Here is a 20935-nt window from a genome sequence, read left to right as displayed (position 1 = left end):
GCGGCCCGCCACCCGCTATGACGTGGGCAAGACCGTGAAACGACCCGAGAGCATCACTGAACGAAACCGACTCAGACCATAAAGAACAAGCTGAGTCTCGGTCGATCTCTTGCACACGGTGAGGTCTTCGAGGGCGTCGATGGTGGTGGATCCGCCGGGGGAGGCGTCAGCCGTCCGGCGCGCCTGGTCGATCAGGAGTTCTGCGGGCCATGTGTCGCGGTGGTCCTTGGGCGACGGCGCAAGCCCGTGTGATCCAATGGCCGCGGAGCCAGAACCTCGCGAAGGGAACACGAAGGCATGTCGACAGTCATACCGGTGCCCGGCAACTGGCGCACGCTGTTCGGCAGATGGGACGAGCTCCGGCACGGCTACCATGCCGGGGACAAGGACGAGACGGTGCGCGGCTGCGCCCGCCAGCTCGAGACGAAGGCATCGGGGTTGGAGGGTGGTCCCGTGCTGTTCTGGACGCTGGGCTTGCTGGTGCTCGCCCCCTACGTGGCCTTCGGCACCCCTGGTCCGGGAATCGAGGACAAGGTCATCGCCGTACTGAGCCGGGTCGCGCGCGGTGACGACGGCAGGACGTGCGCCCACGGCTGGCATCCATACGAGGTCGACGTGGACGATGTGCTCGAGCACCTTCCCTCCTGCCTGGAGGTGCTGAGTTCCCCGGTGAACCAGGCCCTCGACGACCTGCTCCCCGAGGATCTGCTTCCCGAGCTCTACCTGGATCAACTCGAGGACGAGGAAGCCGAACCCGCGAACCTCTCCGGGCCCGAGATCCTCGCCCGCTGGCAGTGCCCGCGTACCGCACCAGGATTCGCCCGCGCGGCCCTCGACTACCTGGGCGCGGCCGTCCGCTGAGGGCGACGACTCCTCGAGTGCGAGTAGTTGAGCGGCCGGGTGGCCCCGGCTCTGCGACCTGCGCACGACCACCTTCAGGATAGGGACGTATCGCTGTGCGTCACTGGCCACGTTCGGGCGTACGCCGACAGGCTCCGAGAAGCGGCGTTGTCAGTGGGCTCTGCCAGGGTGTGCGTCGTGGACGAAGGTGGAGCGTGTCGACGATCAAGATCGTGTGCTGGGGGTGGTGGTCAGCCGCCGGCAGGCCATCCGGGAGGGTTGGCTGCACCGGGTCGCCGTGACGGTGTGACGTGATGAGCGTGGGCGGATCCTCGTTCACCGGCGGTCGGAGCAGCTGTCGCGCTTCCCCGGGCTCTATGAGGCCGTGGTCGGTGGCGCCGTGGATGTCGGTGAGTCCTATGAACAGGCCGCCGCGCGGGAGCTGGCCGAAGAGCTGGGCATTCGTGTGCTGCCGCGCTTGCTGTTCACGTTGCTCAACCGCATTGGTTTGAGCCCTCACTGGCTCGGCGTGCACCAAGCCGTGGTGCCGGACGCCGTGGCCGCCGATCCTGATGAGGTCGTCTGGCATGGCTGGCTGACCGATCCGGAGCTGCGGTTGGCCCTGCTGGAGTGGCGCTTCACCCCCGACAGCCACGAAGTCTTCAGCCGGTATCTCGCGTTCCGGACCACGCGGTCCTGAGCTTGCCCGCTTCTCGGGCTGGGGTGCCTGCTTGCAGCCAAAGCACGGAACACGTCAACGGAGATGCGAATTCGGCGACAGATATCGTGCCCAGCGCTTCAAGAAAGGCCAGGTCGGGGTGGGAGATTGAGAAGCCGTCTCTCAACCGATCTTGGAACGTGCAGGTCGAACAGGGGTACTGGTTGAGTGATCTTCCGGCGGTGAGCAAGGCCGTCCTCACCCTGGAGAAGCACCGATGAAGAGACTCATTGTGCTATTCAGCCTCGCCGGCGCCGTCGCCTTGGTCCACGAAGGCGACGCCACGCCAGGGCGACGGACCGCCGAGTGTCTGGGTGAGACGTTCCTGCGAGGGGTGGAGTGAGCGTCGGGCCGCATTGACGAACTTCAAGTGCCCCTGGTCCAAGGCGGTGTGGATCGGTCGGAGCTCCTCAAGATCCGCTGGCTGACGATCGTGGAAGAGGATGGTGAAATCCTCGATGACATCGCAGAGCTGGAGAGCTGCTGCGGCCGCCTCGGGATTCGCCACCAAGCTCAGCGACTGGATCGAGGCATTGAACGGTCCCCATGCGACTGCAGGTCTGCGCCGTTCGAGGAACGCCTCACGCAGCTCCATCTCGACGGCGCCGAAAGCCTGCAGGAACCTCTCGTAGGCGGACGTCTGTGTCTCCTGAAGCCACTTTCGATTCTCGCTGCGCCGCCCAACGACCCCGCCTGCAACGACGCCCACGATGGTGGCGGTGACACCGCCTACGGTGGATATCAAGAGCTCCCATGGAACAGCCATTTCAAACCCCCTGGGTGGTTGTCAGAAGCCGCCTCAACCGACCTTGGAACGTGCGGGTCGAACAGGGTCTTGGTTGAGTGAACCTCCGGCGGTAGGTGCATGGAGGCAGGGCCTCCTGGTAGCTCGGGGGTTGCGACCCCGTTCCGAGCGGTTCCCGGAGGCCCTGTTGTCGTTGTTGTACGCGCCCGATCCCGTCCCCTTCAACTCGCCTACCGTGTCGTGCGATTGTCTCGCGCACGTGTACGGCAACGCGGCCGATCACCCCGATCGGGTGCGCCGGTATCCGTCGGACATGACGGATGCGGAGTGGGCGGCCATCCGGCCGTTGCTGCCGGTGCCGGCATGGCTCCAGGGGCGGGGCGGACAGCCCGAGGGCTACTGCCACCGCCAGATGCTGGACGCGATCCGCTACCTGGTCGCGGGCGGGATCTCCCGGCGGGCGATGCCCGCGGACTTCCCCGATTGGAGCCGGGTCTACGCCTTCTTCCGCCGCTGGCGCGAGCACGGGCTGATCACAGAGTTCCACGACCGGCTGCGCGGACGGGTGAGGGAGCGCGAAGGCCGTGAGGCCGAGCCCACGGCAGGGATCATCGACGCGCAGTCGGTGCGGGCCGCCGCGACGGTGCCGGCCGCCTCACGCGGCTACGACGGCGGGAAGAAGGCACCCGGACGCAAGCGGCACATCGTGACCGACACACTCGGTCTGCTGCTGGTCGTCGCGGTCACCGCCGCGAACATCGGCGACCGGGACGCCGCGACGGGCCTGCTGGGGCGAGTGCGCCGACTGCACCGTGACATCACCCTGGTCTGGGCCGACGGCGGTTACACCGGCGACCTGGTCGACTGGTGCCGGCAGAAACTCGCCCTGACGCTGGAGATCGTCAAGCGCACCGACGACATGAAGGGGTTCGTGGTGCTGCCGAGACGCTGGGTGGCAGAGCGCACATTCGCATGGTTGATGAACTCCCGCCGCCTGGCCCGCGATTACGAAGCTCTGCCCGCTACCAGCGAGGCGATGATCGGGTGGTCGATGATCACGCGGATGGGCCGGCGTCTGGCAAAGGCACGGGCCGCCGGCCGGCGCTGAACATCCCCGACGTCTCCTGCACGAGCCACCCGCGTTCCGCCAGGCGCCTGGCCTTCGAGCGCACCCCCTCGACCTTCGCCGGCGTCGTCTCCAGACCCAGCTGCACCGCGATCTCCCTGGCCTTCAGCGATCCCTGACCCGCTGAGGGCCGCTCCTCCAGCACACCCAGGATCCGCTGGTAGTCCGGTGTCAGCACCGTCACCGGCAACCCGTCCCGCCAGGGCGGCACCGTCGAGCCCGGCACAGGCGAGGGCGCTGTTTCCTGCTCCGCCTCGGACTCGGTCATGGCAGTGGACTCGGCCGCGGAGACAGCCAGGGCCTCGACCAGCTCCTCCCGCGCGATCACCCGCCGGTCCAGCTCGATCTCCGCGGCCTCCAACAAGCCGGCCAGCCGCGCGACTTCTTCCCGAAGACCCTCCACTCGCACCCAGGTAGCCGTCTCCCGCTCCTCCAGCATTTCCAGCACCGACGCCACCGCGCACCCCTCAGCCACCAAGCGGACACAAGACGCCGCATCCCTGCCTCAGGGCGTGCAAGACCATGCCTGAACAGCAGAAATCAAACGATCATGTTCGGTTGAGATACGGGTTCTAACGACAACCCTCTTGCTTGATGGCACCCGTTGGACCACACCACCAGGAGGAACCAGTGAGCATTTTCAGCGTTGCCTCTGGGTGAAGACGGCCTTGGCGACCGACGTCATGCGGTTCGGGCTGATCCGGGATCTTCGGAAGATCCGCCAGGACTTCAGCAGCGCCATACCCCGTTCGACGGGTGCCCGTGACGCGGCCGGCGCCCGGTTGACCGTCTGCTGTGTGGGGGACAACTGCCCGCCGGGCGGCCTTCTGCGCCCGGCGGTGACCCAGGGGCCGGCGCCCTGGTAAGCGCGGTCGGCCAGGACGCGGGGACACCCTGGCGTTCGCAGATCCGGATGATCCGGTGAGCGCGGGCCGCGGTCAGGTCGTGTCGCACCGGCCCGGCAAGGCCGGGGAGATCCACAGCACCTGCCCGATCGGATCGGTCACGACCTGCACGTTCACGCCGTGGCGACGATGCTTGGGCGAGTAGTCGGCCCGGCCGTCGCCCACACGGTCGCACTCGGCGAGCGTCCCGTCGAGCAGTGCGTACTCCGGTTCGTGCTCGCGCAGGACCTTCAGCAGGCCGGGTGCCCGGGCGGCCAGGAGGTCGATCACCGCGGTGGTATAGGCGTGGGCGGTGCCGACCGAGATGCCGAAGCCGGCGGCTATCTGGGCCAGGGTGTCGTGCTTGCGCAGGTACACCAGACCGACGAGCGCGCGTTGGTGCGGTGGGAGCTTGCAGCGGCGGTCACCCTCACGGGTGACGATGAGTATGGTGACCCGCTCGACCAGCGCATGAGGCAGGTCGAGTGCGGCAGGATGGGAGACCAACGAGGCACCCACGCTGATGGGTTGAGACTTCGAACACCTCCCTCAACGGCTCGGGTGTCTCGTGCGTTGCGTCTCCACCGCCGTCACCCCATCGGTGGCCTCACTGAAAACGCTCAATGACTCGGCGCACAAGTGGTTGGAAACCGTCCGGACATGGTCGATGCCCGGCGGACGGACCGTGGATCACGCCAAGGTGACGTGCATGCCGCCCTCGGCCAGGACCTCGAGGACCGCGCCGAACAGGTCGTAGGGCTGGCCGTCAGGTGTCAGGGTCTGGGACAGGTGATCGCGTGCGGTCGCAGCGTCCCGCCAGAGCAGCGATGCGGGGGCTGTGTAGCCGAAGGTGCCAAGCAGGCAGTCATCGACTGCGGCAAGACAGCCGCCGAAGTAGCCACCCGCCCCGTTTACCGCCTCGCCGAGCGCCAGGTAGAGGCCCGGTTCGTCGGTGACGTGTCGGCCGTCGAGTTCGTAGGCGTAACCGGCCGGCCGGTCACGGTGGGTGCGCCGGCAGGCCCGCTCTCGGACGAGGTCAAGCCAGGCTCCGCGGCGCCGGGTGTCGAGGCCGACCCAGGCACCCTGGGTGTCCGGCGGTCCGGTGAACCACCGCTCCCAGATGGGCCGGGCGTATTCGGGAACGGGCGTGAAGAGCTCTCCGTCCAGCTCCAGGTCGATCCGGTCCGTCCCGTAGAAGGATGGGTGCCAGGCGCTGACTCTGGTCCAGAGCAGGCGTTCGGTGAGCGGCTCGCCCTGGTCGTCCTGTATCTCCAGGGCGGCCTGCTCCAGGTCCAGCGCCCGCCGGGTGCCCTTCCTCAGTGCTGCCCGCAGTTGATCACCCTGGGCGAGCCCCCGCAGGACGAGCGGTGGCGCCGACTGTTTGGGCGGCAGGACGCGGGCGAATTCTCGGCAGGAGCCCAGCCAGCGGTACCCGTCGTGCACGCGAACTCGGCCCCTGTGCCCCTCGGGTGGGCCTTCGTAGTCGTCCAGGCCGGTGAGTACGAGACTGTCTGTCCCCAGGGGCTGGCCTACGCTTTCCGCGTCCTCGAGCAGCCAGGGACCGAGCGTCTCATCGTCCGGCACCAGCCACACTCGGTTGCCGACCCAACCGCGCGCTTCTGCCTGTGGAACCCAGCCGAACAGCTCGTAGGTCCCCCGCTGGGGCTCCCCGAACAGCCCTTCCACCTCGGCGCAGACGCCCCAGGCATGCCCATGTTCCTCATCAGCCAGCGTGTATCGCGCGCGCCTGCGATGGCCCTCGTCTTCATGCACGGTGGGAATCATGCCGGGACCAGGCTTCCATGGCGAAGGTATTTCCCGCGTAGTCGGACGCGATGCCTCAAGGCAGCTGGTCATTGACCACCCGTACACAACCGGTGTAGGAGCGGGCCGGGTTGTCGATCACGCCCCACAGGCCGCTGGTGGTGTCGACTCCGGGCGGTTCGATCACGGTGCGGGTGGCGGACAGGCGGTGCAGCACGGCGCTGACGATGTCGGCGGCGCGTCCAGCAGGACGACGACCGCGCAGATCCCGGCGAGGCTGAGCACGGCCTTGATCCAGTTGGTTCTCCAGACATCCGGTGATGTCTTACTGCTCCTAACAGAAGTTGTTGATCATGTGACTTTTGGCTCGGACCGTCGTTGGTCTGTTCGTGGGGAAGCGTGAGTCGCGCCCGTGGATCGTCTCGGATGAAGTGTGGTCGCTGATCGAGCCGTTGTTGCCTGAGCCGGGCCCGAAGCTGGTAGAGGGACGGCCGCGGGTGCCGGACCGGCAGGCCCTGTGCGGGATCCTGTTCGTGCTGCACACCGGGATCCAGCGGGAGTACCTGCCGCAGGAACTGGGCTTCGGCTCGGGCATGACGTGTTGGCGGCGCCTGGCAGCCTGGAACGAGGCCGGTGTCTGGGACAGATTGCACCAGGTGCTGCTCAGGGAACTGCGGTCGAAGAAGAAACTGGACTGGTCGCGGGCGGTGATCGACTCGTCCCACGTCCGGCCCGCTCGGAGTGGCCCAAAAGCGGTCCCAGCCCGGTCGACCGCGCACGGCCGGGCAGCAAGCACCACGTCCTCACCGACGGGCAGGGCATCCCGCTCGCGGTGTCGCTGACCGGCGGAAACCGAAACGACGTCACGCAACTGCTGCTGCTGCTGGACAAGGTCCCGGCCGTGGCCGGTGTCGTCGGCCGGCCCAGACGACGGCCCGACATGCTGTTCGCCGATCGCGGCTGCGACCACGACAAGTACCGGCAGCTGCTGTGGCAGCGAGGCATCCGCCCCGTGATCGCCGAACGCGGCCGGCAACACGGCACCGGCCTGGGCACCTTCCGCTGGGTCGTGGAGCGGACCATCTCCTGGCTCCACGGCTTCCGCCGCCTGCGGATCCGCTGCAAGCGACGAGACGACATCTACGAAGCCTTCCTCGGCCTCGCCACCTGCGTCATGACCCACCGCCACGTCCAACGCCTTTGTTAGGACCTCTAAGCCACCAGCAACGCGACCAGACCGAGCGGCGCGTCCGCGCGGCCATCGACCGGCTGCTGGCTGGGCAGATCCCGCCCAGCGGCGTCTGCGACGTCAAGACGCTCGCCCGCGAGGCGGGCATCTCCCGCGCCTCCCTCTACCGGACCTGGGGCCACCTCAAGGACGAGTTCGAGAAGCGGCGGGCAGCCGCCTGGGCAACTGGCCAGCAGCCCGACCCCGGCGAGGCCCACATCACCTGACCGCGGGACCTCAACCAGCGGCTCACCGGCAAACTCGCCCGCACACACACCGAGCTCACCCGCCTCAAGGAGCGACAATGGCTCCTCCTGTCCGTCTTGGCCGCCAAAGACGACGAGCTCCATCGGCTTCACCGCGAGCTGAGCACGTTGAGCTGCACATCGCTGGCTCCCGTCCCGAAACAGCAGGAGGACGCCTCCACGGGCGTCCTCCCCATGCACCGGACCTGAGAGGGTTCAGTGAAGATCCGACTGGACTTCGGTCAGTCGATGCCTTCGACGATGCGGAAGTCGCGCTCGACGCCGTCGGAGAGGGCGACCAGCGCCTCCTGGTAGGCCGCACTCTCGTGCGCCGCGACGGCCTGCTCGAAGCTGTCGAACTCGACCAGGACGGTGCGCTCGGCGATTCCGGCGTCATGCGCCACGACCCGACCGCCACGGGTGAGGGTCCGACCGGCCCCGGCCTCGACGGCCGGACGGGCCAGCTTGTTGTACGCAGCCAGCTTCTCAGGATCTGAAATGGTGCGGTAGACGCTGACCCAGTAGCCCTTGGGCATGAAACCTCCAGTGTTGGGATGAGTGCATCTGACTACGGGTTGGGCTCGGACGAGCGTCGGCGGGCGAGAGCGAGGCTTGTCAGCGTCGTGATCGCCATGGCGCCGACGCCGACCAGCGCCGCGGTGGTGTAGGCGCTGTCGTCGGGGAAGAGGTGGCCGGGACCGGTGCCCGCGGCGAGGATCAGGCCGCCGATGGCGCTGCCCAGGGAGTACCCGACGCTGCGGACGACGTAGTTGAAGCTCATGGCGCTCGACGTCTCGCTCTTGGGGGTGACGGCCAGGATGACGCCGGGCATCGCGGCCGAGAAGCCGCCGACGCCGAAACCGAGCACGCCCATCGCCGCGAACAGTTCGGCCAGGTCCGACCGGGCCGCCGCGAACAGGGCGAACCCGCCGCCGACCACGACGGCGCTGCCGGCCAGGAGCAGGGGGCCGGTGATCCGCGTCCGGACCCGCGGCGTGAGCTTGCCGGCGACGAACCCCAGCACCGAGAAGGGGATGAGGACCAGCCCGGCAACGAAGGTCGTCAGCCCGAAGCCGTAGCCGGCGCCGTGCGGCGTCTGCGCGTACCGGGTGATGAGCGTGAGCAGGAGGTACATGCCGATCCCGCCGACGAACATGGCGAGGTTCGCCCCGGCGACCGCCGGGTGCCGCACCGCCCGCACATCGACCAGGGGCGTCGTGCTGCGCAGCTCGATGACGGCCCAGACGCAGACCAGCACCACCGCGACGACGGCGAGGCCCGCCGCCACGGCGAGGTGCCGGCTCCACAGATTCGGTTCGCCGGCGAGGAACAGCACCAGGAGCAGCGCAGCGGCCAGGACGACCGCGCCTGCCACGTCGACGTGGGCGGAGCGGCCTTCGGGGGCTTCGGGCATGGAGCGCCACGCGGTCAGGAGGGCGGCGGCGGTGACGACCAGGCCGAGGCCGTAGGCGGCCCGTACCCCGCCGAGCTCGGCGAGCAGTGCGGCCAGCGGGTAGCCGACGCCGGCCCCGATGATCGAGACCACCGAGATCAGGGCGATCACGGGCGCGCTGCGCTCCTCGGGGAGGTGGTCCCGGGCCACGCCCATCATCAGCGCCGTCAGCCCGAGCCCGACGCCCTGGGCCGCCCTGCCGACCAGCAGCCACGCGAACGGCAGCGGCAGCACGGTGAGCGCGCTGCCGGCGACGGCGACCCCCAGCGTGGCGAGGATCGTGGCCCGCCGGTGCGGGCCGGCTCCGAGCCTGCCCAGGACCGGCGTGGCGACGGCGCCGCTGAGCAGTGCGACGGTCAGCGTCCACTGCGCGCTGCTGAGCGAGACGTGGAACGAGGTCGCCACGCTGGTGATGAGCGGTGTCCCGAGGCTGGCGACCGCCGCCACGACCAGAGCGATGAACATCAGGGCGGGGACCAGCAGCCGCGCCTCGGAACGCGCCACCGGGAACGCCTTCACGACCGGCTGCCCGGTCACTGCTTCGGCCCTTCGCGGTCCTGGCTTTCGAGCTCTGCCAGATGCTTCAGCGCGGGAAGGGCCGCCACCAGCGCCTCGACCTCGTCGCCGGTGAGCTTGCCGATCAACCGCTCGAACGCGTGGACGCCCGCCTGGCGCCGCGTCCGGACATAGGAGGCGCCGGCCTCGGTCAGGCACACCAGCGTGACCCGCTTGTCGGACGCGTCGCCCCGCCGCTCCACCAGGCCGGACTCCTCCATCACCCGCACCAGGGCGGTCATCGCGGGCTGGGTGACGCCCTCGACCGCGGCCAGATCGGTGATGCGCCGCGGGCCGGTCCGGTCCAGGGTGGCCAGGGTGGCGGCGGACGTCAGGCTCATGTCCCGGGGCAGGCGTCTCGCGGCCCTGGTGGCCAGGCCGTAGAGGGCTGCCCCGATGGCGGCGGACGCGCCAGGAGTGGTGTCTTGACGACTCATGCTCGAAGCATAGCATTTTTATATTCATAACTTATGGAAATGGTCGACCGGCGCCGGCTCTACGGGCTGCGCTCGGGGGCCGAAGGCAGCATTGAGGAGTTCGTGGACGGCCACCGCGGACGCTGGCGCCGCTACCGTGGCGTCGCGTAGACGCACGTCCAGCACGTCCTGACGGCACTCGCGATCAACGTCGAGCGGCTGAGTCAGGTCAGCGTTGGAGTGGGTGGACGTTGTCGGGTTCCTCGTAGTCGTCACCGGGCGGGGTGGGCTCGGGGATCCTGGCGTGCAGGTGGAGCGCGGGGTTGAACCGGTATTGCGGCGGGTGGTTGTGGACGATGGGCCGCAGGGTCGGGCCGCGCAGCGCGAGGATGCTGGCCAGTGCCCACATGAGGGCGGTGAGGCCGGTGGCGGCGCGCCCCCGGCGGGGGCGGCGGACCAGATCATGGCGAGGCTGACGATCCCGAACAGCGGCCAGGCGATGCGCGCGCCGGTGTTGCCGAGGAATCCGCCGACGAGTCCGAGCAGCCCGGTCAGCTGCCAGAACGCGTCCGGGCGTTGGTGACCATCTCGCTCACGACCAGCTGCACCCTGCCCCATCGCCCGCGCGGACACCAGCAGCCCGTGAACGGCCTGCACCTCGGCCAGGAAGGAACGGGGCGAGGTCTCGGGCGAGGGCGAGCAGCTGTCAGGGTGGGGCTTTCTGACCGACCACGCGCGCGTGCTCGTGGCCATCGCGCGCCCCCGCCGCTTGCGTGCGCGAAAGGCCAAAGGGGGCAGTGAGATGATCTTGAAGTTCTGAGTGCCTGCTGCGCCTCTGGCATCCAGTGCCCGGTGTTGTCGTCTCGGCGCCGACCTCCATGATCGTGACGCTGTCAGTGGCTCCTCGGCCCCTCGAACTGCTTCCACGGATCGGGAGCCTCGTGGCCGTCCAGGTGCAGCGCAGCTTCGCCTGTTCGCGCCGTCGCTGACGGGCCGAAGTCGGCATCCTGATAGCTCCCCGCCGACCGACGGTTTGCCCGGCGGTCGGCGTCCGGCCCCCTGCGGCCGTGAGAAGGCAGCAGGGCGCCGGTCGGTTCTTCGCCGTGGTGCGCCGTCAGGTTCCGAGCTGTGCGGCCGTGCGGGTGAGCCGCTTCTCGATGTCTTCCAGGGCGCGCAGGACGGAGGTCTGTTCCTCGTCGGTGGTGTCGCCGACGGTGGCGTCTTCGAGCTGGCGCCACAGCTGTTCGACTTCCTTGCGCAGCGCGTGGCTGGCGGTGGTGGCCTCGATGACGGAGGCGCGTTTGTCGTCGGGGCAGGGTGAGCGGCGGACGAAGCCGGCGTGTTCGAGGCGGCGGATGGTGCGGGTCATGGTGGCGGCGTCGGAGTCGAGCAGGCGGACGAGGTCGATCTGCCGTTGTGGTCCGAGTTCCCACAGCTGCATCATCACCAGCTCCTGGCCGGGGTGCAGGCCCACGCGGCGCAGGAGGTGTCCGGCGATCATTCGGTGGGTGCGGGCCACCCGGAAGATCGCGTGACTGATGGGTCCTCCGCCGGCTGCCGCGGGCAGGGGGTTGGTCGCGTCGGCCGAGGCCGGGGAGCGGCCCTCGCTGCTGGCTGCGGATTCCGCCATGGTCTCTGACACTCCTGCCTCATGGTGAATGCTGTTCGAACAGGATACCTCGGCCAGTGCAGGCTCGCCCGGTTCCACCTCCTCGCTTCCATGCGCAACCTGGCTCGGCCCCGACCGGCATTTCGGCTGCTGTGACAAGGCTCACGTCATTTGCAGAATGCTACTGCCGCAATTTACTGTTCGAACAGGTAAATCGGCGGGTCGCACCAGGGCCCCGCCAACAGAGGCCGTCGCGGCCACCCCCCCCACATGAAGGGCTTTGATCATGACCACCGCTTTCGATCCGATCGTTCTGGGCGGCAGGCGCCTGGCCAGCCGCATCGTGATGGCGCCGATGACCCGCAGCCGCGCCTATGGGCCGGGCGCCGAGCCCACCGAGCTGATGGCGACGTACTACGCGCAGCGTGCTACCGCCGGCCTGATCGTCACCGAGGGCATCCAGCCCTCGGCGGCCGGCCAGGGCTACCCGAACACCCCCGGGCTGCACACGCCCGGGCAGGTGGCGGCGTGGCGGCAGGTGACCGACGCGGTGCACCGCGAGGGCGGGGTGATCTTCGCGCAGCTGATGCACACCGGCCGGATAGGCCACCCGAGCCTGCTGCCCGAGGGTCTGGTGCCGGTGGCGCCGTCGGCGGTGACGGCCAAGGGCCAGGTGTTCACGCACGAGGGGCCGAAGGAGTTCGTGACGCCGAAGGAGCTGAGCGAGGCGGAGATCCGGCAGACGATCGCCGACTTCGCCGACGCGGCCCGCAACGCGATCGAGGCCGGGTTCGACGGAGTGGAGATCCACGGCGCCAACGGCTACCTGATCCACCAGTTCCTCGCGCCGAACACCAACCTGCGCACCGACGCCTGGGGCGGCGAGGTCGAGGGCCGGATCCGCTTCGCCGTCGAGGTCACGACCGCCGTGACCGAGGCGATCGGTGGCGACCGGGTGGGCCTGCGGATCTCGCCCGGGAACCAGTACAACGACATCACCGAGGACGACCCGGCCGAGGTGTACGAGGCCCTGCTGGCCCGGCTCGCCGGTCTGGACCTGGCCTATCTGCACCTGATGGAGGGCCCGGACCGCGACCTGACCGCGCGTCTGCGCAGGGCCTGGCCCGGCACGTTCGTTGTCAACCCCTTCACGTACCCGGAGGTCACCGGGCCCGAGGCGCTGCAGCTGATCGAGGACGGCAGGGCGGACATGATCGCCTACGGAGCACTGTTCCTGGCCAACCCCGACCTGCCGGCCCGCCTGGCGGCCGACGGCCCGTTCAACAGCCCGGACCCGTCGACCTTCTACGGCGGCGACCACCGCGGCTACACCGACTACCCCGCTCTCACCGGCTGACGGGGCGGCCTCCGTCGTCCGGGCTTACGGCCTGCCGCCTGGGCGTCCCGCCACATTCACCCCACTCTGGTGACGTGGATCACTTCGCATCCACGTCCCTTCCCTGGAGCTTCCGATGCCCAAAGCGATCACTTTCTCCGAGTACGGCGCGCCCGAGGTGCTGCGACTGTCAGAGGTCACCCCGCCGACGCCGGGCCCGGGCCAGGTCCGGATCAAGGTAAGGGCCGCTTCCGTGAACCCGATCGACATGAAGATCCGATCCGGCCTGATGGCCCGCATGGCCCCGGCCGACTTCCCCGTGGTCCCCGGCCTGGACGCGGCCGGTGTCGTCGACGCCGTCGGCGCGCAAGCCGACGCGACGGTGGGGGACGAGGTCCTCGGCGCTACCGTCGGCGGCAGCTACGCAGAGTACGCCCTGCTGGAGCGGCCGGTAGCCAAGCCCAAAGCCCTGTCGTGGGAGGTCGCCGCCTCACTGGTCACGGTCGGCCAGACCGCGGCCCGCGTCCTTGCCCAGTTGGGTGTGCAGGCGGGTCAGACCCTGCTGATCCACGGCGCCGCCGGCAGCGTGGGCGTCATCGCGGTGCAGCTGGCGGCCGCCCGCAGGATCACCGTCATCGGCACCGCCGCCGAGCGCGACCTGGAGCGCGTCACCGCTCTCGGAGCGAGCGCGGTCCGCTACGGCGACGGCTGGGCGGAGCGGGTGAGGGCCGCCGCCCCGGGCGGCGTGGACTTCGTGTTCGACGCCTCCGGCGCCGGCGTGCTCGCCGACTCCGTCGCCCTGACCGGCGACGCGGGCAAGGTCATCACCATCGCCGATATGACCGCCGCGCAGCACGGCGTGCGCTTCAGCGCCGGTACCTCCGAGTACATCGGGGAGTCCTTGCCCGAGCTGGCGCAGCTGGCCGCCGCCGGGAAGCTCACCGTGCCCGTCTGGCGCACCTACCCCCTGGCGGAGGCGGCCCTGGCGCAAGCCGACCTGGAGGCCCACCGCAACCAGGGCAAGGCCGTCCTGGTGCCCTGACCCTGTATGCCGCCGCCCCGCGTCGCTGGAACGGGCGAGGCGGCGCCGGGCCGCAGCCAGGCATCCCCGTCCGGCTGTGGCCCCACCTCAAGCCCAACCCGCGCATGCCCCGCACCGGCACGCACGAGCTGGGAGGCCGAACCGATGGCAGTGGCCAACCTCCCCACCATGACGGCCGATATGGCCGCCGCGTTCGCGGTGCTGGGTGGCCAGAAGTGGAACGGGATCATCCTGCACACCCCGGCCGGCCGCCCGCCCGGCCCGCTTCGGTGAACTACGGCAAGCCATCGGTGCCCGGCAGGCGGCGACCGAGAGCGCGACGGCGATGTGGGTCTTGCCGACCCCGGGCGGGCCCAGCAGGGCCGCGTTGGCCTTGGCCTCGACGAAGGCGAGGGTGGCGAGGTCTTTGATCTTGCGGGGATCGAGTTCGGGCTGGAAGGAGAAGTCGTACTCGTCGAGCGTCTTGTGGTGCGGCAGCTTGGACAGCCGCAGGCCCTGGCGGAAGCGCCGGTCGTCACGAATGGCGAGTTCCTCGGCCAGGACCAGATCGAGGAAGTCGAGGTAGCCCATCTTGGCCTCGTCTGCCCGGCCGGCGTACTGGTTCAGGCTCTCGGTCAGGTGGGGCAGGCCGAGCTTGGCGGCTGTGGTGCGGATTCGGGTGCTGACCAGCTCGCTCAACTGGGCTCCTCCGGCGTGGGGTAGGTGGTGAAGGGACGGGTTCCGGTCAGTTCGTCATAGACCGATAGGGGGTCTGCGGCCGACCTCGGCGCGGACGGCAGCGGCCCGGTTCAAGAGAGCCATCAGCGAGTCGGTCGTCTCCTCGCCGAGGGCGTCCTGATGGCGGGGCTGCGGAGGGGTGTCACCGGTGGTGGTCCGTCGGTTCCGGCCGTGGGGAGACCGTCCCAGTGTTTCTCGTCGACGATGCAGGCTCCGCGGCCGACTGCCCTTGGGTGGATGGCCAGCAGGGTGTCGCCGTTGGCGTCGGGGACAGTGGAATGCAGCGTGATCTGGGACTTCGTGGCTCTCACTTCCACCAGCTGACGTGGGCGGACTTTGCGGGCCGGGACGGAGTAGAGGTTCGCGTCGAAGGCGACGAGGCAGTCCTTGCCGACGTAGCGAAGGTGTCGCTGGGTGACCAAGTAGGGCGTCGCCGGCAGGGGTCGCAGGGCCATGTGGTCGCGGATCGCGCGGTGCCCGATGACCTCGCCGTGGTTGCCGTGGGACTTCGCCCGGCGCAATCGTTCATGCTCGAGACGGCCCGCGAGGGCATCAGCGAGGGCATGCGTGCAGGGGTTGTGCCCGATGAGCATCAAGTCGTTGACATCGTCGGAGATCTCGCTCAGAACAGCAATCAGCTCACCCAGCGACGCTTCGTACGGGCGCTCCTCGTACACCGTCCTGGGCCTCTGCGACAGCACGTCCAATTCTTTGATGCTTTTCGTTCTGGTGAACGCTGCGGACCGGACCCGGCAGTTCTGCGCACTGTTCCTGCCAATGGCTCCTTGGAACAGGCGAGCCACCGATCGGCTCTGGCCCGCTGACCACTGCGGCAGACGGCAAGGCCCGGCGTCCCGAAGCCGGGAGGCCGGGCCCTTGCCGAGGCGCGCGATCAGGCGGGGCGGATGTTCTCCGCCTGCGGGCCCTTCTGGCCCTGCGTGACGTCGAACTCGACCTTCTGGCCCTCCTGCAGCTCGCGGTAGCCCTGGCTGGCGATGTTGGAGTAGTGGGCGAAGACGTCGGGGCCGCCGCCCTCCTGCTCGATGAAGCCGAAGCCCTTCTCGCTGTTGAACCACTTCACTGTGCCCTTGGCCATGACTGTCTCCTTGGAGGGGAAACCGGGCACGCACCCTGCGCGACCGGGAGGTGATCGCCCTGGTCCGGAGATGCGCTAAACAGCAGGAACGCCCGTGACGGCGATCACGGGCGAACGGAACTTCGGAACCACGACTGCTGATCACAACGCTATAACGGCATGACGGAAGCCGCTAGCGAAAACGCGCCGGCATCCGGCCCGGAACGAAGGGCTGGATCGCCGTGAGGCTCGTCCATGGTGATCAAGCAGTTTCGGGCCCTTCTCGCGTTCGTGTGGGGAGGGGCCGGTCACGCATGATCGATGAGGCCCACCCGGAATCGATTGCCTATGCCTTCCACTTGCGCGCGCTCAGCGGCGGTGAGTGAGGCCAATTGGTTCGCCCGCGAATACGGGATCACCTACCGGGTCGACCCGGCGGCAGGGCACCCGGGAGCTGTGCGTATGCCGCCATCCACTCCCGGGCAACAGGGCCGCCGGATTATCCGTAGCTGAGGATCTCCAGCGGTGCCGTGCATTGCGCGAAGACCTGGGTGGCGAGCGCCACCCGCCGCAGGCGTGCGGCCGGCGCGGCCAAGGCGATGACGTAGGCAACAGCGGCAAGGTCGCCCCGTTATCTTCTTTGCGGTCCTGCAAGAGGGCCGCTGGCCTCCGGGCCCGGTATGGCTGTTGCCCCCTGTCGAACGGATGACCTGGGGGGTGGTGTCACCGGGCCCGAGGGGTGCCGTCACAGACGCTGATCAGAGGTCCGGCCACTGCCCGGCCCGGCGCAATGCCGGGCCAATCGGGGGCGGCAGGTCTGCATAACGTGGATGCGCGCGAACGGCCCGCCGCCGAGGCCGGCACGGCATCGACGCATGTGGGGGCACGGTGATCGACATCGACGAGACGGGCGTCTTCCTCGGCCTGGACGTCGGCAAGAGCAACCACCACGGCCACGGACTCACCCCGGCCGGGAAGAAGGTCTTCGACAAAGCCCTGCCGAACGGCGAACCCCAGCTGCGGGCCGTCTTCGACAAGCTCAAGGCCAAGTTCGGCACCGTCCTGGTGGTCGTCGACCAGCCCGCCTCCATCGGCGCCCTGCCGCTGACCGTCGCCCGCGACGCCGGCTGGCAGGTCGGCTACCTTCCCGGACTCGCCATGCGCAGGATCGCCGACCTCTATCCGGGTGAGGCCAAGACCGACGCCCGCGACGCGGCCGTCATCGCGGACGCCGCCCGCAGCATGACCCACGCCCTGCGCTCCCTCGAACTGGCCGACGAGATCACCGCCGAGCTGACCACGCTGGTCGGCTTCGACCAGGACCTGGCCGGCGAGGCCAACCGCACCTCCAACCGCATCCGCGGCCTGCTCACCCAGTTCCACCCCTCGCTGGAACGCGTCCTGGGACCCCGTCTGGACCACCCCGCCATCACCTGGCTCCTGGAGCGCTACGGATCCCCGGCCGCTCTGCGCAAGGCCGGCCGCCGCAAACTCGTCGAGGTGATCAGGCCGAAGGCCCCGCGCATGGCCGCCCGGCTCGTCGACGACATCTTCGACGCCCTCGACGAACAGACCGTCGGGCGGACTTCGACCTTCGGGCCGATCTCCGGGCGGCCTGCGGCTGGCTTGCTTTTCCGCATCGTCCCGGGCACCAACACCTTGGACGTGATCGTGCCCTCTTTGGCCAAGTCGTTGGCCGCCGTCCACGAACAACGCCGGGCACTGGAAGCCCAGATCAAGGACCTGTTGGAGGCCCACCCTCTTTCCCAGGTCCTGACGTCGATGCCCCGCATCGGCGTCAGGACCGCCGCAGTCCTTCTGACCACCGTCGGCGACGGCAGCTCGTTTCCCAGCGCCGCCCACCTGGCCTCCTACGCCGGCCTCGCCCCGACGACGAAGTCCTCGGGAACGTCGATCCACGGCGAACACGCGCCTAGAGGCGGGAACCGGCAGCTCAAACGCGCGATGTTCCTCTCCGCGTTCGCCGCCCTCCACGACCCCGCCTCCCGCACCTACTACGACCGCTGCCGAGCCCGCGGCAAAACCCACACCCAGGCCCTCCTCCGACTGGCCCGACAACGGATCAACGTCCTGTTCGCCATGCTCCGCGACGGCACCTTCTACGAACCCAGAACCCCACGCCTCGCTTGACGAAGGACATAGAGGCCCCCCGCAGCGGCCGAGCTGACCGCCGACCACCTCGGGCAGCCCGGCCGGCTTGTGCGGGGCTGCCTCGAGGTCCAGGCTGTTGGAGCCGTTCGCATTCGACTTGTCACATGCGCTCGTCAGCGCCCTTCCTGTCTCCAGAAACGAACATCGGGCCCGGTGGCGCTCCGATGCAGAATGCCGTCATAAGTCATGAATACAGGCCCGCTGACGTGCTGTTGCTGGAGTGCCCGTTCACAGAGGCCGTCGTCACTGGGGCCACTCGTCATCACGTGTCCGTGCGGTGGCCGTGGTTGGAGGTGGACCCCCAGGCCGAGAACATCAGGTGGAACGGCCAAAGGGCGCTTCCGACGCCTGCGGCCCGCGAGTGGGAGATCTTCCGAACTGAACCGGCAGAGACCACATTAAAGCCGGGTGACACTTGCCTGGTGGGGATCTCCGCGACTGTGGTGCACGTCCACGCGGTCCATCGTTTCGATTCGCCCCTGGTCACCGGCATGCTGCCGCGGCCCGCGTGCTACGTCGAGGTCCTACGGCAGGGTGAGACTCATGATCCTCGCCTTGAGGACCAGCGCTACACGATCGATCCGGCCGGCGGTGAACCGATACGTATCGAGCTGGTCTTCCGTCCGTATGCCTTCCGGAGACGGGGTGCGCTTGCCTCAGGTCGCCAGTGCATGTCGAGTCGGTCGAGCTCGGCGCGGCGCTCCGGCACGAGCCGGTCCGCCCTGCGCCGGGCGTTGTCCAAGAGCGACCCCAGCTCGTACTCGACGCCCTCCACCATCACGACGGCCTTCCTCGCCACACGCAGGTGGCCCTCGCGGGCGTGGAACTGCTGATCACCTCGCACGCGACCTGGGGAAGGGCAGGCCCATCACACGCCCGAAGCAGCGGCACCGCCGCCGGCGTCCTGGCACCTCATACGCCTGGGTAGTGAGGCCGTCGTGGCAGGTGGTTACGCCGCGATCCTGACTGCCGTGCTGCATGCGAGGATCGCCGATCCGGCAGTTGCTCAGGCGGTCGCCGCAGGTGCGCCGGCGCACGGCGGGGTGTACGCCGGCCAGATCCACTGGACCGTGGTGGTGACGGCATCGTCACCGCGGTTCTCACGGTCCAGATCAACATGCTGCAGGCCTCTCACGGGCGTGCCGCACCGGGCGACGACGAGACCGCCTTTACGGCAGTCCGGGAAGAAGCCGAGGAGCACCACGACCTTCCCAAGGGGTGAAGCGATCGATGCCGCCCTCAGCCGGGGGCCGGCGTATCCATCGTGGTAGACGCACCGGCAAGCTGGCGCATACTTACCGACCTTGCAGGAGAAAGGGACGTACTGGCGCGCGACCGCGTGCTGGAGTGCAGCCGCGGTCCTCGAGTTCGGGTGGTTGAATATTGCCTGGTCAACCGGTACCTCCAGCAGCGTACAAGTCGCGGAGGAGTCATGCCGGCGGGACAATTGAAGTGGCGGGAACAGCGTACCGGCCACACCGCTCAGGTGAGGGAGGGCGGTACAAAGTGAAACCTCTTCCCGCGACCAGACTGCGTACGATTATCACGGTCGCAGCAGCCGGTGGGCTTCTTGTGACAAGCCTCTCCTCCGCCTCCGATGCTGGTGACGAAGGGGCGACCGCAGGGGCGCAAACTGACGGCAAGGCCCGTACACGACGTGCTGTGCAATCCGGCACCCCCTGGGCCGGCGTGCGGGTATGCAGCTGAAACCTCTGCACTCGATGGTCCGCGCTCATCATCCTGCCGTACCAACCCTGATGGACCCTGGCTCCGCTATCGGAGGAAACCATGTCCCAAGCCGTCGGTAGTTCCTTCAGGCTCGCAGAGACGAACCTTCCAGGAGTAATGGCGATCCAAAGTTTCCCGGAGCACGCGGACGAGCCGCTGAGCCGCGGGGAAGCCATCGCGAGCGAATTGCTCGGGCAGCTGGACAGCGCAGACACGCGTGTCGCCACGATGCGTCGGCGCCTGCTCGACCGGGACTGGCCGGATGACGCGCGCATAGTGCCGCGCCTCGCGCCACAGGAGGGCGTCACGCATGAGTTGTCGCCGCGCGAGCGGGTCGCGGACACCGCGTTCACTACGAACAATTGGGCCGGCAGCACCATCGCAGGGACGTGGGACACCGCCGTGGCTATATGGCGGGTACCGACGGTGAACACTCCCTCGACTCCGGCCGGGACCGACGGGGGCTGGGACTCTTCCTCGTGGGTGGGCATCGACGGCACTTACGGCTCCAACGACGTCCTCCAGGCAGGCGTGCAGCAATCTGTCGACGGTAACGGCTCGGCGACCTATGTCGCTTGGTACGAGTGGTTCGCACCGAAGGCCAACGGTTCGCCCGACTACATCTACCAGACGAACATCGAGAACATGCCTGTCGAACCCGGCGATGAGGTGTTCGCAAGAGTGGCCTACCAGAATGGTCAAGGCTACGTGATGTTCGGCAATGTCGATCGGGGGCGTTACTTCAACATCCAGCTCGCCGCTCCGCCCGGCGCGTCCTTCAGCGGCAACAGCCTGGAGTGGATCGTCGAGGCGCCGAACACGGGCGAGCCGGGCACGTCCCTGCCCAGATTCAGCCCGGTCAACTTCTCGACGGCCTTCGGCTCGGACCCGAGCGGAACCGTCGCCGCTGATCCCAGCACTGGTGACACCACCAACATCACCGCGTTCGGAAGGTCTTTGACGAGCGTCACGCTGGCGACCGACTCGCTCACAGTGAATTATGTGGACGCGGGCTTCTTCCCACTGCCCGGATCGGCGGTGTTCGATCACACCAAGCAGCAGATCGCGGCGGTCTCCCGCGCCCCCGGAAACCTCGATCTGTTCGTGATCGGGTTCGACAACCGCGTATGGACGACGTACTGGAACGACCACGACGGATGGAGCAGAGAGTGGTTCCCGTTGCCGGGTGGGGCGGTGTTCGACCATACGACGCAGCAGTTGGCGGCGGTGTCCCGTGCCCCTGGGAATCTCGATGTGTTTGTGATCGGGTTCGACAACCGTG

Annotated in this window: 18 protein-coding genes and 4 pseudogenes; 9 read left to right on the top strand and 13 right to left on the bottom strand. The window is 68.6% G+C overall.

Features of this window, described 5'->3' with window-relative positions; translation table 11 throughout:
- Positions 1-297 precede the first annotated feature (297 nt).
- Together ACF1GV_RS39265 and ACF1GV_RS39260 are read left to right on the top strand one after the other, a co-directional pair.
- Positions 298-861: a hypothetical protein gene (locus tag ACF1GV_RS39265; protein WP_391691313.1), complete on the top strand. Its 564-nt coding sequence runs from the start codon at positions 298-300 to the stop codon at positions 859-861.
- A 147-nt stretch (positions 862-1008) separates the two neighbouring features.
- A pseudogene (locus ACF1GV_RS39260) lies at positions 1009-1540 on the top strand (NUDIX domain-containing protein).
- A 253-nt stretch (positions 1541-1793) separates the two neighbouring features.
- On the opposite strand, the gene ACF1GV_RS39255 reads toward ACF1GV_RS39260, so the two are convergent.
- Positions 1794-2324: a hypothetical protein gene (locus ACF1GV_RS39255; protein ID WP_391691310.1), complete on the bottom strand. Its 531-nt coding sequence runs from the start codon at positions 2322-2324 to the stop codon at positions 1794-1796.
- A gap of 292 nt (positions 2325-2616) precedes the next feature.
- Here ACF1GV_RS39255 and ACF1GV_RS39250 point away from each other — a divergent pair, with 292 nt between their 5' ends.
- On the top strand, positions 2617-3411 hold the full coding sequence (locus ACF1GV_RS39250; protein WP_391691307.1) for an IS5 family transposase: 795 nt from the start codon (positions 2617-2619) through the stop codon (positions 3409-3411).
- Here the strand turns inward: ACF1GV_RS39250 and ACF1GV_RS39245 are convergent.
- From ACF1GV_RS39245 to ACF1GV_RS39230, 4 genes and pseudogenes are all read right to left on the bottom strand, one after another.
- Positions 3359-3868 (bottom strand): hypothetical protein, encoded by a 510-nt coding sequence (locus tag ACF1GV_RS39245; protein WP_391691319.1) that lies wholly within the window; start codon positions 3866-3868, stop codon positions 3359-3361. The two genes, ACF1GV_RS39250 and ACF1GV_RS39245, sit on opposite strands and share 53 nt — an antisense overlap.
- A gap of 201 nt (positions 3869-4069) precedes the next feature.
- A pseudogene (locus ACF1GV_RS39240) lies at positions 4070-4820 on the bottom strand (transposase family protein).
- A gap of 183 nt (positions 4821-5003) precedes the next feature.
- Positions 5004-6098 (bottom strand): hypothetical protein, encoded by a 1095-nt coding sequence (locus ACF1GV_RS39235; protein WP_391691304.1) that lies wholly within the window; start codon positions 6096-6098, stop codon positions 5004-5006.
- A gap of 55 nt (positions 6099-6153) precedes the next feature.
- Complete coding sequence (locus ACF1GV_RS39230; protein WP_391691301.1) at positions 6154-6294, bottom strand: hypothetical protein; 141 nt, start codon at positions 6292-6294, stop codon at positions 6154-6156.
- A gap of 172 nt (positions 6295-6466) precedes the next feature.
- On the opposite strand from ACF1GV_RS39230, the gene ACF1GV_RS39225 reads away from it, so the two are divergent.
- Together ACF1GV_RS39225 and ACF1GV_RS39220 are read left to right on the top strand one after the other, a co-directional pair.
- Positions 6467-7284, top strand: a protein-coding gene (locus ACF1GV_RS39225; protein ID WP_391691298.1) for an IS5 family transposase whose coding sequence is annotated in 2 segments (ribosomal slippage) — positions 6467-6830 and positions 6830-7284 — 819 coding nt in all. Because the reading frame shifts where the segments join, the coding sequence is not laid out codon by codon here.
- Positions 7278-7532, top strand: coding sequence for a hypothetical protein (locus ACF1GV_RS39220; RefSeq protein ID WP_391691296.1), 255 nt, complete (start codon positions 7278-7280; stop codon positions 7530-7532). The genes ACF1GV_RS39225 and ACF1GV_RS39220 overlap by 7 nt, the downstream gene beginning before the upstream one ends.
- 260 nt (positions 7533-7792) lie before the next feature.
- Here ACF1GV_RS39220 and ACF1GV_RS39215 read toward each other — a convergent pair whose 3' ends face one another.
- The 5 genes from ACF1GV_RS39215 to ACF1GV_RS39195 all read right to left on the bottom strand — a co-directional run bounded on the left by ACF1GV_RS39215 (position 7793) and on the right by ACF1GV_RS39195 (position 11604).
- Positions 7793-8086: a DUF1330 domain-containing protein gene (locus ACF1GV_RS39215; RefSeq protein ID WP_391691294.1), complete on the bottom strand. Its 294-nt coding sequence runs from the start codon at positions 8084-8086 to the stop codon at positions 7793-7795.
- Between the two features lie 32 nt (positions 8087-8118).
- A complete protein-coding gene (locus ACF1GV_RS39210; protein ID WP_391691291.1) occupies positions 8119-9540 on the bottom strand; it encodes an MFS transporter in 1422 nt (473 codons plus the stop codon).
- Entirely contained in the window at positions 9537-9899 is a 363-nt protein-coding gene (locus tag ACF1GV_RS39205) for a MarR family winged helix-turn-helix transcriptional regulator (RefSeq protein ID WP_142234179.1), read from the bottom strand. Before ACF1GV_RS39205 ends, ACF1GV_RS39210 begins: the two co-directional genes overlap by 4 nt.
- Positions 9900-10203: 304 nt before the next feature.
- A complete protein-coding gene (locus ACF1GV_RS39200) occupies positions 10204-10383 on the bottom strand; it encodes a hypothetical protein (protein ID WP_391691288.1) in 180 nt (59 codons plus the stop codon).
- A 705-nt stretch (positions 10384-11088) separates the two neighbouring features.
- A complete protein-coding gene (locus ACF1GV_RS39195) occupies positions 11089-11604 on the bottom strand; it encodes a MarR family winged helix-turn-helix transcriptional regulator (protein WP_391691285.1) in 516 nt (171 codons plus the stop codon).
- A 265-nt stretch (positions 11605-11869) separates the two neighbouring features.
- On the opposite strand from ACF1GV_RS39195, the gene ACF1GV_RS39190 reads away from it, so the two are divergent.
- Together ACF1GV_RS39190 and ACF1GV_RS39185 are read left to right on the top strand one after the other, a co-directional pair.
- The gene (locus tag ACF1GV_RS39190) at positions 11870-12940 is read left to right on the top strand and encodes an alkene reductase (RefSeq protein ID WP_391691282.1); all 1071 of its coding nucleotides are present in this window, start codon (positions 11870-11872) and stop codon (positions 12938-12940) included.
- 115 nt (positions 12941-13055) lie between these two features.
- Positions 13056-13961, top strand: coding sequence for an NADP-dependent oxidoreductase (locus tag ACF1GV_RS39185; RefSeq protein ID WP_391691279.1), 906 nt, complete (start codon positions 13056-13058; stop codon positions 13959-13961).
- A 291-nt stretch (positions 13962-14252) separates the two neighbouring features.
- On the opposite strand, the pseudogene ACF1GV_RS39180 reads toward ACF1GV_RS39185, so the two are convergent.
- From ACF1GV_RS39180 to ACF1GV_RS39170, 3 genes and pseudogenes are all read right to left on the bottom strand, one after another.
- Positions 14253-14639: pseudogene (locus tag ACF1GV_RS39180) on the bottom strand (ATP-binding protein); the annotation flags it as partial.
- Positions 14636-15199: pseudogene (locus ACF1GV_RS39175) on the bottom strand (IS21 family transposase); the annotation flags it as partial. The pseudogenes ACF1GV_RS39180 and ACF1GV_RS39175, both read right to left, overlap by 4 nt.
- Before the next feature lie 371 nt (positions 15200-15570).
- Positions 15571-15774, bottom strand: a complete 204-nt coding sequence (locus ACF1GV_RS39170; RefSeq protein ID WP_014670069.1) for a cold-shock protein — start codon at positions 15772-15774, stop codon at positions 15571-15573.
- 867 nt (positions 15775-16641) lie between these two features.
- Between ACF1GV_RS39170 and ACF1GV_RS39165 the strand changes: the two genes are divergently transcribed.
- Both ACF1GV_RS39165 and ACF1GV_RS39160 read left to right on the top strand, forming a co-directional pair.
- Complete coding sequence (locus ACF1GV_RS39165) at positions 16642-17904, top strand: IS110 family transposase (protein ID WP_391691276.1); 1263 nt, start codon at positions 16642-16644, stop codon at positions 17902-17904.
- A 1866-nt stretch (positions 17905-19770) separates the two neighbouring features.
- Positions 19771-20935, top strand: a 1165-nt coding sequence (locus ACF1GV_RS39160) for a G1 family glutamic endopeptidase (protein WP_391691273.1), incomplete at its 3' end; no start/stop codon positions are given.

The sequence above is a fragment of the Streptomyces sp. NPDC014006 genome (assembly GCF_043088925.1).
Classification (GTDB): Bacteria; Actinomycetota; Actinomycetes; order Streptomycetales; family Streptomycetaceae; genus Streptomyces.
Note: the sequence above shows the minus strand (reverse complement) of the source record. Positions and strands in the feature narration are given on the sequence as shown.

Bases quoted from the DNA above. Each gene is read 5' to 3' on its own strand.
- ACF1GV_RS39195 (WP_391691285.1), bottom strand. From the start codon at position 11,604: ATGGCGGAATCCGCAGCCAGCAGCGAGGGCCGCTCCCCGGCCTCGGCC.
- ACF1GV_RS39235 (WP_391691304.1), bottom strand. From the start codon at position 6,098: ATGATTCCCACCGTGCATGAAGACGAGGGCCATCGCAGGCGCGCGCGA.
- ACF1GV_RS39265 (WP_391691313.1), top strand. From the start codon at position 298: ATGTCGACAGTCATACCGGTGCCCGGCAACTGGCGCACGCTGTTCGGC.
- ACF1GV_RS39205 (WP_142234179.1), bottom strand. From the start codon at position 9,899: ATGAGCCTGACGTCCGCCGCCACCCTGGCCACCCTGGACCGGACCGGC.
- ACF1GV_RS39255 (WP_391691310.1), bottom strand. From the start codon at position 2,324: ATGGCTGTTCCATGGGAGCTCTTGATATCCACCGTAGGCGGTGTCACC.
- ACF1GV_RS39185 (WP_391691279.1), top strand. From the start codon at position 13,056: ATGCCCAAAGCGATCACTTTCTCCGAGTACGGCGCGCCCGAGGTGCTG.
- ACF1GV_RS39200 (WP_391691288.1), bottom strand. From the start codon at position 10,383: ATGTGGGCACTGGCCAGCATCCTCGCGCTGCGCGGCCCGACCCTGCGG.
- ACF1GV_RS39215 (WP_391691294.1), bottom strand. From the start codon at position 8,086: ATGCCCAAGGGCTACTGGGTCAGCGTCTACCGCACCATTTCAGATCCT.
- ACF1GV_RS39170 (WP_014670069.1), bottom strand. From the start codon at position 15,774: ATGGCCAAGGGCACAGTGAAGTGGTTCAACAGCGAGAAGGGCTTCGGC.
- ACF1GV_RS39190 (WP_391691282.1), top strand. From the start codon at position 11,870: ATGACCACCGCTTTCGATCCGATCGTTCTGGGCGGCAGGCGCCTGGCC.
- ACF1GV_RS39245 (WP_391691319.1), bottom strand. From the start codon at position 3,868: ATGCTGGAGGAGCGGGAGACGGCTACCTGGGTGCGAGTGGAGGGTCTT.
- ACF1GV_RS39250 (WP_391691307.1), top strand. From the start codon at position 2,617: ATGACGGATGCGGAGTGGGCGGCCATCCGGCCGTTGCTGCCGGTGCCG.